Raw genomic sequence first — 13,496 nt, 5'->3', positions numbered from 1 at the left:
GTGGAGCTTGATCGGGTGAGCACGTTGCTCATCGTTTTGAAAGCTTCAATAGCGAAATATCAAAGCCACCAGTAACAAAAGCGTTTTTGAGGCCGACGCGCTGCAATCTCGGGCTCACGTCCTTGCGATGCCTTCGAGCTCTTTCGACAATTTGCTTGCAGTCGGACGAAGCGGCACGGAGCTTGACCTGGTCGGAGCGAGACGGAAAGCCAGAGTGACGGCCGATTCAGCGGCCAAGAGCGGTGCCTCGGTCCTGGCGGGCCCACCGTCAATCGCGACCTACTTTCAGGGAGACCGAGCAGAAGTCCGACACTCGACAAAAAGCCCTTCGGACTTCTACCGCTCTAGACCAATGTGCTCTCGATCCTTGCGCAAGCGGCAGGCCGCGGGCGGCTGCGGCCGGTCTGTCGCATAGTGTTAATGCATCGCGGGTCTTGACAGGCGGCGTATACAGTCGATGTGAACTTCACAGCGGCACACTGGGTTTGAGGCCGGTGTCGAACGATCGAGTGCGGCCAACATAGTCTGTACGTAGTGAAGAGCCGAAATGAGTTGCTCGGATTCGGGGGCGGTCTCAAGTGTGCTGGTAGAGCTTGCGCGACTACTGCTCGGCAGAGAGGCCAACCGCGCGGAGGCCGCGCAAGCTCGATTAGCGCTTCCAGCATGATCCTGAGAAGATAGCGTCGCTCCGCCTAGGCGTTAGCGCCTGCAGCTTGCAAGCGCTCGGATTCGATGCGAGCCTTTAGGTTATTCAGATAATCCTCCGCATAGGACTGGGCCACCGAAACCGGCAGGTTGATGCCGGCCGTTGCGGCTTCTTGAATTGCCTGCTTTACCAAGCCTTCTCGCATTGCTAATTTGACCTCAGGCCCGGCGATGCAGCCCACCGCCTGTGCCGCAAGGCTCAGCCCGGCTTCTTCCAGCGCTTGCTTTATGTTGCCTCCACTGATGGCAGTGTGAAGAAGATTTGCAGCTTGCGCCTCGGCTTCGAGCACCATGGACGCCAGATCGGCCAATTCACCCAAGCCTGGAATGAAGCCAAGTACACCGACTGCTGTCGCGGCCCAGTCGAATATTTTAGAGCCAACTTTGAGCACGTCATTAAGTGCATGCATGAAGGCGCCACCGTTCTTTTTGGGAGACTTGATGTCGGGCTGGTCTGCCACGCCCATCGTCATGTCCGCGACCGCGTCCTGCTCGGCAGGCGTGCGGACGGCATGCGTCTTCACTTGGTGAACGGTGCGGTTCGCACCCGACATGTTGTTGAAGAACTGGTTGAAGTCGGTGTTGCTGATGTTCCCGGAATCGACCGTATGGCCGCCGCCGAAGTCGAAGAACTTATGGTGGGTTTTGTAGCCCGTAATTGCGTTGTTCATCAATCCGAACAACACAGGATCGGAGAGCAGCTGGGAGGCCGCCCTTCGCACCTTGGGCGAGAGGCTCTTATCATCGACCATGCTCGCCAGTGTTTCTCGGGTCAGATCACCCTTTCGGAAGAAAGCGTTTTGGTTCTTGCTGATCGTATTGAGTGTCTCGAGCTCGGCTTGCGTGAGATTCACCGATGATGAAGCAACCTGCAGGAAATCCTCTTTGTGGACCTTGTCGATCGAGCCACCGTACAAGTGCTTCCATTCATCCGGGTGGTCGAGGAAGTATTGAGCGGCCGCGAGGACCTGTGGCGGGCATTTGCCGGTTTTAGCTTCGCCTTCGACGATCCGCTTAAAATCCGCAAGGCTCAGGTTCTTAGGCAGGTCGTCGGAATATCGATAGAGCTCGCGCAAGGCATCGGACTGGGTCATAACCGATGGCTCGCCATTCCGGGTGCCGTCGGAAGGGATGTAGTTTTGCGTATAGCTCTTGGCCCGCTGCTCCTGGAAAACAGCAACCTGAGGATGGTGATCGGAGAAGCCGGAGAGATCACCTGCTTTGATCTTTCCGCCGCAGCGGCCGTCACCTTGCGAGCCTATCGCATAGAAGAGCTCTGGGTCCTGTTGCAGAGCCTCGATCGCCGCCTTTAGATCCGGCGGTGTGGAGGGATCGTTGGCCAAATCTCCAAGAGATTTCCAATCCAGCGGGCATTTGTCTTTATGTCGGTTCAGCACCGACACAATCTGCAGCTCGGCATCAGTCAGAGTGCCGCCGTTCCACGTAATCCTGGAGCTTTGTACGGGTGCCTCTGCAATCTTCGGCGCGCCCGCAGCGGAGGAGGGCTCCGCGGAGGACGGCTCTGGGGCCTGCTGGCATGCGTCCAGTGCGGCCTTGATCTCAGGCGGGAGGATGTTCCGCACTTCCTGCGTGAGTTCCTCCGTCAGCTGCTTGGCTGAGTCTGCAGCCGGCGGATCCTGTGCAGTGGAATGGTCATCGGCATTGTCTTTCAACGAGAAACTAGCCAGCATCGCCTCGAAGTTTGAAAGATCCCGCGCCGATGAGGGCCCGGGGGCCAGCCCGGACAAACTCGAGCTGCCGGTTAGCGATAGGTTGTTCACTGACATTATACGTCCTCTGATTTGAGATCGCACCACAAGCCGGTCATGTGGCGCAGCCCGAGAATCGCGACGAACAACGAGCAAGAAATGTCGATAGGCTTCGATGGCTCCTACCACTTTCTTCCGATTGCTCAGTACGCCCCCAGCGCTCAGTTCCGTTACCATCTACAGGCACATCGCCGTCTAGATATTCACGCCACATGGTAGGTTCGATTAGCTTTCCAAAAGCTGACGGCGCTGAGTGGTTTCAGAACGAGACGCGCAATGATGCTGTGAGAGGCGGTGGTGGGTTCTCGATATCGGAATCGCCTTGCTTGTTATGCTCGATCGCTCGCCTCCGGGCTAACTAGGGCGAATTAGCGAGGCCGAATCTGCCGCTCTGCGGATGGTCACGTCCGCTGATTCGTGAAACAACGTCGCAGGTCTCCGAAATCACCCACGCGTAGCGACCTCGCGCCTGCCCCCAACGAGAGTGTTGGCGCTTGCGTAGATGCTCGAAAGAGTCCGGCGGTGCGGACCCTATTGCCCCGACGCGGATCGAAGCTCAGCTGCACACGGCATTCTTCATGTCATCATGCTTAGCCGCTTGGCGAGTGTTCGCTTGAACCTACAGGCCAAAGGGAAGGGTCCAGCGACGGTTTGAGACGAATAAAACCTTCTTCTCGCCACTGCGGCGCGTGAGGCACACCCAGGATGGTGAACGTTGTTATTCGGACACCCCTGCTGCGCTCTGACAATGGCAGCAGTAACTTTCGAAAAGCTGACAGAGGGCATAAGCAGACGCATTGCATCTCTTCCAGGCCATCTGTTGTCATCAAGTCATTTCTTACCTGCATCGGGTGCGTGGACCTCGCCGTCTTGATGTGGTGCCTCCGGCGAAGGAACGTCATTCGGTCGTCCTTCGCGAATGACAACGCTGGAGGATCCCCGAAACAGCATCAAAACCGAATCGTGCGGCGACTTTTCGGCACCGCTCGGGTTTCGCCGTGCCTGTGCCTCCGCCGCAAGTCCTTTTACTGTTTGCTCCACAAGCGCGACAAAGCGGGGTGGACCAGAGGCGAAGACGAGGCCATCTCCCGGTACGGGTCTCACGATGTAACGCTCGTCGGAGATGTTGAGCGCATCGAGTGCCGCCTTGAACGCATCAAAGCTGATTGGACTCAAGACCAAAAGGCGGCTTTGCGCCTCATGCGCATCGGATACGTAGAGCACCAGTCCATCGTAGTACCATTGGAGATTGTAGAGATTAATCAACCGTTCGAGGAACTCTCGCGGTGGGAGATCCGGCATTCGCCCGCGAATCCGCCCCTTCACCCCGGTGCTGACATTGACTCTGATATTTAGGTTGTTGCCGAATTCCTGCAGTGCGGCCGCGAGGTCCTGATCCAGAACTGTGTAATTATAAGGCGTCGATGGCAGCGCGAGGGGAGCGCCGAGCGCCTCGACGACGCCAAAGCAAAGGAGAACACCAGCATAGATAACTTTCTTCAAGATGTGCAGCCTTGTGGATGGGATGAGCATTCCTACTATTTTTACACTTGAGAACAAGCACCGGAATTTGTCCCAAAATTTGGAAGCCGATGCTTCGTCCCAATTGGAAGCTAACCGTGATCATTAGATGACAGATGCTCGTCAGTTTTTGGTCAGCTTGCTTCTCTAGGGTGCGGCCCATTCGTGTGAACGAATGGCCCATCTCACCACGTGACAGAAATGATTTCCTCCATGTTGTTTGGCGTTACGTCGATCTCTGCCAACTCCGTAGAGTGTGCCTCCAACGGCTGTTCGCCGGCGCACGTTCAGTTTGGCGAGAGTCTTGCGCAGGTGGCCTCGAACCAAGGTGTCGGCACTTCTGTGACCGAGCACGCGCCAGCTCCATCGCTGCCGGAAGTGCAGCGCGCAGTAGCGCCGGCGAGCCCGCTAGGCGATCGCGTCCTTCAGAGCATTTCTGCAATCCACCAGGGCAAATCGTTTCCGTCGGGTGCGCTTTCGCCGACGCTCGTCGGCGAGCCTGATCCTGCTAAGATTCTGCAGCTTGGGCCGGCCGCACAACCGGTCTTGCGTGTGCGGCAAGTGGAGGTACATCCAGTGGGCCAACCGGAGGGTGCGGATCATTTCGACTCGGCGCTGGCGAACCTGCGGGATGTTTACAACGGCGTCATCCAGGCTTCGCTCATCTCCAAGGGGACAGGTGCTGTTAGTTCATCTCTGAATAAGCTTCTATCTGCGGGCTGAGTTGGTCGTTGGCTGTCTTGACGAAAGACAAGATCGGTAATGGCCGGCCCGCAAGAAAGCGGCTTGATGCTCTCGTCCTGTTGCTGCTTTTGGTGACCCTCGCCGGTTGCAAAGCTGATCTGTATACCAAAGTTCAGGAGCGTGAAGCCAACGAGATGCTTGGGCTGCTCCTGAGCAAGGGCGTCGATGCCACCCGTGTCGTCGGCAAGGATGGGACGAGCACGATTCAGGTGGAAGAAAGGCAGCTCGCCTACTCAATCGAGCTGCTGAATGACCATGGCTTGCCGCGCCAATCGTTCAAGAGCCTTGGTGAGGTGTTCAAGGGGGCGGGCCTCGTTGCCTCTCCGGTTGAGGAGCGAGCCCGCTACGTCTATGCTCTCAGTGAAGAATTGTCGCGCACGATCAACGATATCGATGGGGTTCTCTCCGCCCGTGTTCATGTCGTTCTGCCGAAGAATGATCTTTTGCGACAGGATGCAACCCCGTCCTCGGCGTCGGTTTTCATTCGACACGCCTCGAACGCGAAGCTCTCAGCCTTGCTGCCGCAGATCAAGATGCTCGTCGCCAACAGCATCGAAGGTCTATCGTACGACAAGGTGGCGGTCGTGTTCGTGCCGGTTGAGCGAGCTCAGCACGAGGTCTCCGTTGTGCCAGCGGCAGCTTCCGCCGAACCAACCAAATTCATCGCAACTCACATTGCGATCGGTGCAGGAGGTGCGCTCGCCGCGTTGGGCGTTCTCTCTTATGTGCTGCTGAGCACACGTGGGCGACAGCTTCGTCAATCCTGGCGCAAAGTGATTAATTTCGGCAGAGGTGCCAGCAAGCCAGCGGTCCAGTCCGCCGGCAAAAAACTGTCCTCCGATTCGAAATAGGCGGCAAGCAGGTCCGTATCGATGGCATCCATTGACCCAAATCATTCGCTCAACCCGCATTCCGATCGCCTGCGCGAGCTTGCCGCTTTGATTCATCCGGGCCGGTTTGCCGGCCATCTTGATGGGCGCCTGTCGTCCGCCACAGTGCTGCAGCTGCGGAAGACTCCGAGACTGCAGCAAAGACTTGTCGAATTGCTAATGGGCAGTGAGCTGGTCTCGAACGGAACCGACTGGGGTAGGGACGTTCTGCTCGGGCATGATCCGCGTCGGGCGGCCTTGCTCGCCGGCAGTATCTGGCATGCCCGTTCGGTGCTCAAGTTTGTGTCAAAGCACGACGTGGCGGTTCTGATCGAAAATATTGGCGCGGAGGCTCATGCTTTCGCAATCCGACATTTATCCAGCGCCGTCGCAACCGCATCGATTGACGATCCGCAGAAGCTCGCGAGGCAGATTGAACATGACGGATGTGCCTGCCTTGGTGCTTGGCTCAAGGACGCATCAGAGCTTGACCGTGTGCGCGTTCTTTTCCGCTTACCTGTGGGGACCACGGCCGAATACCCAGCAGCCGAACACCACAATTCAGCGGGGCAGTTACTGTCGTTGGTGGTGGCCCACTTGGCCTCGGAGGAGCCAGCGGCATGACGGCCAACGAAACAGTCTTGCAAGATAGCCCGCGGATACGGCCGCTTGGTCCGCTCATACCAGCCGCGGAACTTGGTATCTGGTACGATGCGGCGCAGACGCGCGCGCTGGCCGAGCGATATCTGCGGCAGGTTCGCAGTTGGGCAAGGAAAGCCTATCAGCAGGAGCGGGAGCGCGGCCATTGCGAAGGTCTTAGGTCAGGCTCGGACGAAATGGCACAGCTGGTCGCCCGAGCTGCTTCCGATGTGGCCCGGCGAAAAGCCGTTCTGCAACAGGAGTTGCCACAGCTTGTGATTGAGATATTGACCGGTTTGTTGGGCTCCTTTGATCCGGGTGAGATCTTGGTAAGGACCGTTCGTCACGCAATCGAGCAAAGATATGGCAGCGCAGAAGTATGCCTTCACGTGTCTCCTGTGAATGCTGATGCACTAAGGCAAGAATTCCTGGCGTTCGATGGAACGGATGGTCGGCCGAAGGTCAGAATTGATCCGGACCCAGCCGTGGGGCCTGACCAGTGCGTTCTGTGGAGTCAATTCGGCAGTGTCGATTTAGGACTTGCCGCGCAGCTCCGCACATTGCGTCTCAGCCTTAATCCATCTTCTCAGGAAAGCGATCCGTGACGACGCAACGATCAGGCCATGATCAATCGGCCCGAGAAGGAGATGTGCATGCGGCGATAGCATCTCTGCGATTCGCAGCAAAGAATGTCGATACGCGTGCCGTGCGGGGACGGATCACGCGTGCGATCGGCACCTTGCTCCATGCCGTGTTGCCGGGGGCCCGTGTTGGAGAACTTTGCCTGTTGCAGGATCACGCTTCCGGATGGTCACTTGAAGCGGAAGTCATCGGTTTGCTGCCGGACGGGGTATTGCTGACGCCCATTGGCGATCTGGTAGGCTTGTCCCACCGCGCGGAAGTGCTCCCGACCGGGCGCATGCAGGAGGTGTCAGTCGGGCCCGACCTGCTCGGTCGCGTGATCGATAGTTTCGGCCGTCCACTCGATGGCAAGGGGCCGATAAAGACGGTCCACACGTGTCCGCTCCGCGGCAAGGCGCCCAACCCGATGAGGCGGCGTGGCATCGAGCAGCCGTTCCCGCTTGGCGTTCGCGTGCTGGATGGACTTCTGACGTGTGGCAAAGGTCAGCGGATCGGAATCTATGGAGATGCCGGTTGTGGTAAGTCGACGCTGATGTCGCAAATTGTAAAAGGCGCGGTCGCAGATGTCACCGTGGTTGCGCTCATAGGAGAGCGTGGACGCGAGGTGCGCGAATTCATCGAACGTCATATTGGAGATGCCCTCGCTCGCACGATCGTTGTCGTTGAGACATCCGATCGATCGCCAATGGAGCGGGCGCAATGCGCTCATATGGCGACCGCACTCGCCGAGTATTTTCGTGATCAAGGGCTTCAGGTCGTTCTTATGATGGATTCGCTGACGCGCTTTGGCCGTGCGATGCGCGAAATCGGCCTTGCCGCAGGAGAACCTCCTACCCGGCGCGGCTTTCCTCCTTCCGTCTTTGCGCTGCTGCCTGGTCTGTTGGAGCGTGCCGGTATGGGCGAGCGGGGCTCGATCACGGCATTCTATACCGTGCTTGTCGAAGGTGACGGCACGGGCGATCCGATCGCCGAAGAGTCGCGCGGAATTCTCGATGGTCATATCATTCTTTCGCGCGCGCTGGCCTCGCGAGAGCATTTTCCCGCCATCGACGTACTGTCGAGCCGAAGTCGTGTCATGGATGCGGTCGCCTCTGGTCCACATCGCAAGGCGGCAGCCATCTTCCGCGATCTGCTCTCGCGCTACAATGAGGCTGAATTCCTGATCAAGGTCGGTGAATACAAGCCGGGCAGCGATCCGCTGACTGATCGGGCAATCGATTCAATCGAGGAACTGCGCGCATTCTTGCGCCAGGGAACGGACGAGCCGTCTAGCTTTGAGGAGACTGTTTCATGGATGTCGCGTCTGACGGCCTAAATCTCGTGCAAGCGTCGAAATTGCGGCTGGTGAAAGGCATGAGAGAGCGAAGCGCGCTTCGTGAATTGTCGAACATGGAAGCCAGGCGCCGAATTGCGGTCGAAGCGCTGCAGCGCGCGTCTAAGAATCTCGAAGGCGCGGAGAATCATCGCGCCAAGGTCGAAGCTGAACTTTATCAGGAGCTGGCGTCGCTCAAGACGATGTCCGTGACCGAGCTCGATCGTCGCTGCCAACTCGTCCTTGGGCGACTGGCAGCACAGATCGAATCGGCACGCCAGGCGCGTGAGCAGGCGCGCGTCGCGCATGAGCAGGCTCAGCGCTCAGTGAATGAGGCGCGGACCATATGGGCCAAGCGTTCGGTGGCGAGCCAGAAATGGGAAGAGATTGAGGGCGATGTCCAGCGCATTACCGCTGTCCGTTCGGAGTTTGCAGCCGAAATCGATGCCGACGACGAGCTTTTGCTCCGATATCAGGGTGGTTCGCGCAGCCAAGCGGTCGGTGGCGCGAACTGATGGCTCGTTCTCTTATGATGTCGCGAGCTGCGCCCGTGGAACCTGTCGGTAAATGCCGTGGGTGAACCGGCATTATTTCAGCCAGCGGTAAAGTTGTCGCATGGCGTGGTCTCGTGGCTCAACGAGGTCGCCGCACCACGCACGGTTCTGCAGAGCCGCCTTGGTGATAAGCCGCTATCGATCCGTATAAGCCGGCTTGTTTGGCAGGCCGAGCCATATGCCATGTCGATGCTCGACTGCGTATTTTGCGCCGGAGGCGAGACCGCTGTGTTGTCCTTGCCCCGCCCTCTCGTCGAGGCGCTGATTTCAATGGTCCAGCATGGCCTTGGTTTACCTTCCGACCCAACCCGCTCACTGCTTCTCGAACTTGCTCTGGAACCTTGGCTCGCTCGATTAGAGATCATGCTCGCGCGGAATTTGCAGCTGATCAGCATCGAAGACGCGACGGCCAAAGACCCCTATTTGGAGCTCGACGTTACTTTCGGACCGCTGGCGGCCAAGGCCCGCCTGTTCTTGTTCGCGCCACTTGACGGCCTGGTTCCGTCCCTGTTTCGTGTGTTAGGCGAGTTGATCGGCCAATTACCGCGAGACTTAGGCAAGGTTTCTTCGGAATTGCCGGTCGTGATTGCGAGAGAGATCGGCTCGGTGCGGGCGCCCGTCAGGCTTCTTCGTCAAGCACAGCCCGGCGACGCACTGCTGCCCGACGTCATTCCATTTGCCCATGGCCAGCTCATCCTCGCTGCGGACAAGTTGTGGGCACCGGCGCAGGTCGCGGGCGAGAGACTTATCCTTCGCGGACCATTCCGCCTGCAGTCCCATCCTCTAAGGTATGCAAATATGACGATACGACCCCAAGCGGAGCAAGCAACCCCGCCCTCGGATGCCGACATCGACAGTGTTGAGATCACGCTTGTGTTCGAATGCGGCCGCTGGCCCATCCCGCTGGGTACGTTGAGAAGCATCAGCGAGGGGCACGTGTTCGAGCTTGGCCGACAGCTGGACGGTCCGGTCGACATTGTCGCCAACGATCAATTGATCGGTCGCGGCGACATCGTACGGATCGGTGAAACGTTGGGCATCCGGTTACGTAGCAGGTTGGCGGTCAATGGTTGACATTCAACCGAGCATCCTTGCGCTTGTTGCGGCGACCGTCGGCCTTGGCCTGTTGACGTTCGCAGTCGTCACGACGACGGCGTTCATCAAGGTTTCCGTCGTTCTCTTCCTTATTCGCAACGCACTCGGCACTCAGTCCATACCGCCGAACATCGTTCTGTATGGCGCTGCATTGATCCTCACCGTGTTCATAGACGCCCCCGTATTCGAGCAAACATACAACCGCGTGACAGATATGCAACTTCGTTACCAAACCGCCGACGACTGGTTGACCGCCGCGAAGGAAGGCAGCGAACCGCTGCGCGCCCATCTCAAGAAGTTCACCACTGAGGAGCAGCGCACGTTCTTCCTGTCGTCGACAGAACATATCTGGTCGGAGGAGATGCGCGGCAACGCAACAGTCGATGACTTTGCGATCCTCGTGCCGTCCTTTTTGATCTCGGAGCTTAAGCGTGCGTTTGAAATCGGTTTCCTTCTCTATCTTCCGTTCATCACAATTGACCTGATTGTGACGACAATTTTGATGGCCATGGGCATGTCAATGGTGTCACCAACAATGATATCCGTTCCTTTCAAGCTTTTTCTGTTCGTCACAATCGACGGCTGGTCACGGCTCATGCACGGATTGGTCTTAAGCTACGCATCTCCGGGGAGTTAAGATGCACGAGGCCAGCATCCTCACCCACCTGAGCCGATCACTGGTCCTGTTCATGATCTGGGTTCTACCGCCGCTCCTGGCAGCCCTCGTTGCCGGATTGGGTATCGGCATCGTGCAGGCAGCAACCCAGCTCCAGGATCAAACCTTGCCGCTTACCGTGAAGCTCCTCGTCGTGGTCGCCGTGCTCGTTTTGTTTGCTCCGGTGCTGAGCGCGCCACTGATCGAGCAAGCCCAGCATATCTTCGCTGAGTTCCCCGCGCTCACAGCGAAGTATTAGTGCGCGGAACGCACGGCTGTCTAAGTGTTAGCTATAACGCGCGTTTGTCGGCCTTGATTGTGAACCACGAAAGGGCGAGTTCGTCAGCTTATCGAAAGCTGGGCTCACTACATGCGACGGATAGATATCCGAACTGTCCTGTTCGGCTCCGTGAGCCTGCCGTATTCGGAGGAAGATTGACCCCATTTAGAAGTTCCATCCATTCGATTTAGGTTTTGCTTACGAGGTGACGGAATTACCCGCTGAGACTTGTTCCTCGATGCATTGCCTAGCGAGTTGTCGAGGCAGTCATCGGGCGAACCGCTTTGATTGCAAGTGGCCCCACGATTCTGGCGTTCTGGTGAATGAGACTGTGAATGAAGGTGCCGCTCGAGACCGATCTCCATAGACTGCGAAATTGGTGGAAGCTTTGAGGCCCTCAGATCTCCAAACCGCACTGCGGCCGGTAAAACCGGAAGAAGCGTGGCTTGTAGGCCGCGCAGCGGTGCGAGTTTTCCGGTGCTCTCATCGAGTGGTCATACCTCTGCGCCAAATGGCTGTAGTAGTTTGGATGGTTGAAGTCCAAGTCATCTGCCTTTCGGGAGACCTGTCGCTCTGCAACCGCTCGGACACGAGATCTGCAGAGTTCTTGACGTCTCACATCATGGCGACGTGAGTGCGACGGTTGCCTTGGCTGAAGGAACAACGAGCTGAGCTCAAATGGATGCCGTGTCACCCACCGAGACGCAAACTCTGATTCAGACTGCTGTCGAGTTCGTCGTTGCGGCCGGACTTGGCGCGGCCCGGGCCCTCGGCATTATGCTGGTTCTTCCGGTATTCACGCGACCGCACATTAGCGGGATTATCCGGGCAAGCGCGACGGTTGTGATTGGATTGCCTTGCTTGATGCAGATCAGGAACGGCTTGCAGACACTAGATCCGGGCACCCGTATGGTTGCGGTCTCGCTCCTCAGCTTGAAGGAAATATTTATCGGCCTGCTGTTCGGTTTTCTGCTTAGTATACCACTTTGGAGCATCCAGGCGGTTGGTGACATCATTGATACCCAGCGCGGCATCTCCAGCCAGGTGGACGATCCTGCCACACGCAGTCAAGCCGCCCCGATGGGGCTCTTCCTCGGGACCGCCGCGGTTACGATCTTCGTTGTTTCAGGAGGTCTGCAGACCATGGTCAGATGCCTCTATGGAAGTTATCTGATCTGGCCCGTATATCGGCTGCTACCGTCCTTGACCCACCACGGGGCAATGGAGTTTATCGGGCTTCTCGACCATATCATGCATACGACCCTCGTGGTCGCCGGGCCCGTGCTGGCTCTGCTGCTTCTGATCGACGTATCCGTCATGCTGCTCGGGCGCTTTGCGCCGCAAATCAAGCTGAACGATCTCTCTCCGACCATCAAGAATGCCGCCTTTGGCATCATTATGGCCAGCTACGCCGTCTTCCTGATCGAATATATGGGAGCAGAGATCATTCGGTTCAACGGCGTGCTGGAGTGGCTCGAGAAGTTCTTGAAATGAGCGACACGGGCGAAGAGAAAAATCTTCCACCAAGTCACAAGAAGCTGAGGGACGCGCGTAAGAAAGGGCAGAGCCCTCGGAGTGCCGACTTTGTGACCGCGGCAAGCATTTGCGCTGGTTTCGGCTGCCTGTGCTTCAGGGCGGGCCCGATCGAAGACGGATGGCGCGAAGCCGTGCGGCTCACCGACAAGCTGCAGGAACAGCCCTTCAACAGTGCGGCCCGGCAGGCGTTGGTCGGATTGATGGACCTTTCTATAACAGCCGCGGCTCCCGTCCTAGGTGCGGCGGTTGTGGCGGCGGTTGTGGCCGGTGTCTTGGCCGGCGGCGGGCTGACGATTTCGGTTGAGCCGCTTAAACCCAGCTTTGAGAAATTGGACCCCGTCAAAGGGCTAAAGCGGATCGTCTCCCAGCGGTCGGTTGTCGAGCTTGCAAAGTCTATCGTCAAAGCTTTGGTTCTTGGCGCTACGTTCGTTTTCACTGTGCTCGCAAGTTGGAGGGCACTGGTATACTTGCCCGTGTGCGATTTGAGCTGCTTTGGTTTTGTCTTTAAAGAGCTCAAAGCGTTGATCGCGATTGCTGCGGGCGCTCTTCTGATTGGCGGCTTGGCCGATCTGCTCATTCAGCGTTGGTTGTTCTTGCGCGACATGCGCATGACGAAGAGCGAAGTCAAGCGCGAGTCCAAGGAACAGGATGGTAATCCGCAGATCAAGGGTGAACACCGTAGGCTCCGCCGGGAGTCGGCGAACGAGTCTCCGCTCGGCATCCATCGTGCGACATTGATACTGACTGGGCGAGCGACATTGATTGGGCTCCGCTACGTTCGGGGCGAGACCGGCGTCCCGGTACTGGTGTGCCGCGGCGAGGGCGCAACGGCTTCACAGTTACTGACTGAGGCGCGCGCCCAACGTCTGAGCATTGTCGAGGATCATGTGTTGGCGCGTCAGCTGATCAGAAAAGCTGCGATGGGCAAGGCCGTTCCGATGGAGTGTTTCGAGAGGGTTGCAAAGGCAGTCTTTGCCGCCGGCCTAGTTTAGCGTCACGCAAAACAGCGATGTGCGCAAATCTCTGGTCAACGACCCAACTGTCCCAGAACCTGATCTGCAGGCCGCACGATCCCAAGAAAAACGGCGCTCTCCTTGTCAGCGGCAAAGGGCGGGTCCGGCGCAGCCATGGGCGAGTGCGAGGAGATCGACCATGATCCGGCAGGCCTTCTTCTC

Annotated in this window: 13 protein-coding genes; 11 read left to right on the top strand and 2 right to left on the bottom strand. The window is 57.9% G+C overall.

What is annotated here, in order from left to right; genetic code table 11:
- Window positions 1–692: 692 nt before the first annotated feature.
- Window positions 693–2,492 carry an HrpF/NolX family T3SS translocon protein gene (locus N2603_RS40280; protein WP_425248957.1) on the bottom strand — a complete coding sequence of 600 codons (1,800 nt, stop codon included), beginning with the start codon at window positions 2,490–2,492 and terminating at the stop codon, window positions 693–695.
- A gap of 813 nt (window positions 2,493–3,305) precedes the next feature.
- Entirely contained in the window at window positions 3,306–4,007 is a 702-nt protein-coding gene (locus N2603_RS40275; RefSeq protein WP_260386555.1) for a secretin N-terminal domain-containing protein, read from the bottom strand.
- A 189-nt stretch (window positions 4,008–4,196) separates the two neighbouring features.
- Between N2603_RS40275 and N2603_RS40270 the strand changes: the two genes are divergently transcribed.
- The 11 genes from N2603_RS40270 to N2603_RS40220 all read left to right on the top strand — a co-directional run bounded on the left by N2603_RS40270 (window position 4,197) and on the right by N2603_RS40220 (window position 13,313).
- Window positions 4,197–4,718, top strand: coding sequence for a nodulation protein NolB (locus N2603_RS40270; RefSeq protein ID WP_260386554.1), 522 nt, complete (start codon window positions 4,197–4,199; stop codon window positions 4,716–4,718).
- A 32-nt stretch (window positions 4,719–4,750) separates the two neighbouring features.
- Window positions 4,751–5,590 (top strand): type III secretion system inner membrane ring lipoprotein SctJ, encoded by an 840-nt coding sequence (gene sctJ, locus N2603_RS40265; RefSeq protein WP_425249021.1) that lies wholly within the window; start codon window positions 4,751–4,753, stop codon window positions 5,588–5,590.
- Between the two features lie 21 nt (window positions 5,591–5,611).
- Window positions 5,612–6,232 (top strand): nodulation protein NolU, encoded by a 621-nt coding sequence (locus N2603_RS40260; protein WP_260386552.1) that lies wholly within the window; start codon window positions 5,612–5,614, stop codon window positions 6,230–6,232.
- Window positions 6,229–6,852, top strand: coding sequence for a type III secretion system stator protein SctL (gene sctL, locus N2603_RS40255; RefSeq protein WP_260386551.1), 624 nt, complete (start codon window positions 6,229–6,231; stop codon window positions 6,850–6,852). The genes N2603_RS40260 and sctL overlap by 4 nt, the downstream gene beginning before the upstream one ends.
- Window positions 6,849–8,204, top strand: a complete 1,356-nt coding sequence (gene sctN, locus N2603_RS40250) for a type III secretion system ATPase SctN (protein WP_311740846.1) — start codon at window positions 6,849–6,851, stop codon at window positions 8,202–8,204. Before sctL ends, sctN begins: the two co-directional genes overlap by 4 nt.
- Complete coding sequence (locus tag N2603_RS40245) at window positions 8,180–8,716, top strand: hypothetical protein (RefSeq protein ID WP_260386550.1); 537 nt, start codon at window positions 8,180–8,182, stop codon at window positions 8,714–8,716. Before sctN ends, N2603_RS40245 begins: the two co-directional genes overlap by 25 nt.
- A 57-nt stretch (window positions 8,717–8,773) precedes the next feature.
- A complete protein-coding gene (sctQ, locus tag N2603_RS40240; RefSeq protein WP_260386549.1) occupies window positions 8,774–9,829 on the top strand; it encodes a type III secretion system cytoplasmic ring protein SctQ in 1,056 nt (351 codons plus the stop codon).
- Entirely contained in the window at window positions 9,822–10,487 is a 666-nt protein-coding gene (gene sctR, locus N2603_RS40235; RefSeq protein WP_260386548.1) for a type III secretion system export apparatus subunit SctR, read from the top strand. The genes sctQ and sctR overlap by 8 nt, the downstream gene beginning before the upstream one ends.
- Window position 10,488: 1 nt before the next feature.
- Window positions 10,489–10,764: an EscS/YscS/HrcS family type III secretion system export apparatus protein gene (locus N2603_RS40230; RefSeq protein ID WP_260386547.1), complete on the top strand. Its 276-nt coding sequence runs from the start codon at window positions 10,489–10,491 to the stop codon at window positions 10,762–10,764.
- 699 nt (window positions 10,765–11,463) lie between these two features.
- A complete protein-coding gene (gene sctT, locus N2603_RS40225; protein WP_260386546.1) occupies window positions 11,464–12,279 on the top strand; it encodes a type III secretion system export apparatus subunit SctT in 816 nt (271 codons plus the stop codon).
- Entirely contained in the window at window positions 12,276–13,313 is a 1,038-nt protein-coding gene (locus N2603_RS40220) for an EscU/YscU/HrcU family type III secretion system export apparatus switch protein (protein ID WP_260386545.1), read from the top strand. The genes sctT and N2603_RS40220 overlap by 4 nt, the downstream gene beginning before the upstream one ends.
- Window positions 13,314–13,496: the final 183 nt, after the last annotated feature.

It is taken from the genome of Bradyrhizobium huanghuaihaiense, assembly GCF_025200885.1.
In the GTDB taxonomy this organism is placed as follows: domain Bacteria; phylum Pseudomonadota; class Alphaproteobacteria; order Rhizobiales; family Xanthobacteraceae; genus Bradyrhizobium; species Bradyrhizobium huanghuaihaiense.
This window is presented reverse-complemented; position numbering and strand designations above follow the sequence as displayed.

Bases quoted from the DNA above. Each gene is read 5' to 3' on its own strand.
- N2603_RS40275 (WP_260386555.1), bottom strand. From the start codon at position 4,007: ATGCTCATCCCATCCACAAGGCTGCACATCTTGAAGAAAGTTATCTAT.
- sctT (WP_260386546.1), top strand. From the start codon at position 11,464: ATGGATGCCGTGTCACCCACCGAGACGCAAACTCTGATTCAGACTGCT.
- N2603_RS40260 (WP_260386552.1), top strand. From the start codon at position 5,612: ATGGCATCCATTGACCCAAATCATTCGCTCAACCCGCATTCCGATCGC.
- N2603_RS40270 (WP_260386554.1), top strand. From the start codon at position 4,197: ATGATTTCCTCCATGTTGTTTGGCGTTACGTCGATCTCTGCCAACTCC.
- N2603_RS40245 (WP_260386550.1), top strand. From the start codon at position 8,180: ATGGATGTCGCGTCTGACGGCCTAAATCTCGTGCAAGCGTCGAAATTG.
- N2603_RS40280 (WP_425248957.1), bottom strand. From the start codon at position 2,492: ATGTCAGTGAACAACCTATCGCTAACCGGCAGCTCGAGTTTGTCCGGG.
- N2603_RS40220 (WP_260386545.1), top strand. From the start codon at position 12,276: ATGAGCGACACGGGCGAAGAGAAAAATCTTCCACCAAGTCACAAGAAG.
- sctR (WP_260386548.1), top strand. From the start codon at position 9,822: ATGGTTGACATTCAACCGAGCATCCTTGCGCTTGTTGCGGCGACCGTC.
- sctL (WP_260386551.1), top strand. From the start codon at position 6,229: ATGACGGCCAACGAAACAGTCTTGCAAGATAGCCCGCGGATACGGCCG.
- N2603_RS40230 (WP_260386547.1), top strand. From the start codon at position 10,489: ATGCACGAGGCCAGCATCCTCACCCACCTGAGCCGATCACTGGTCCTG.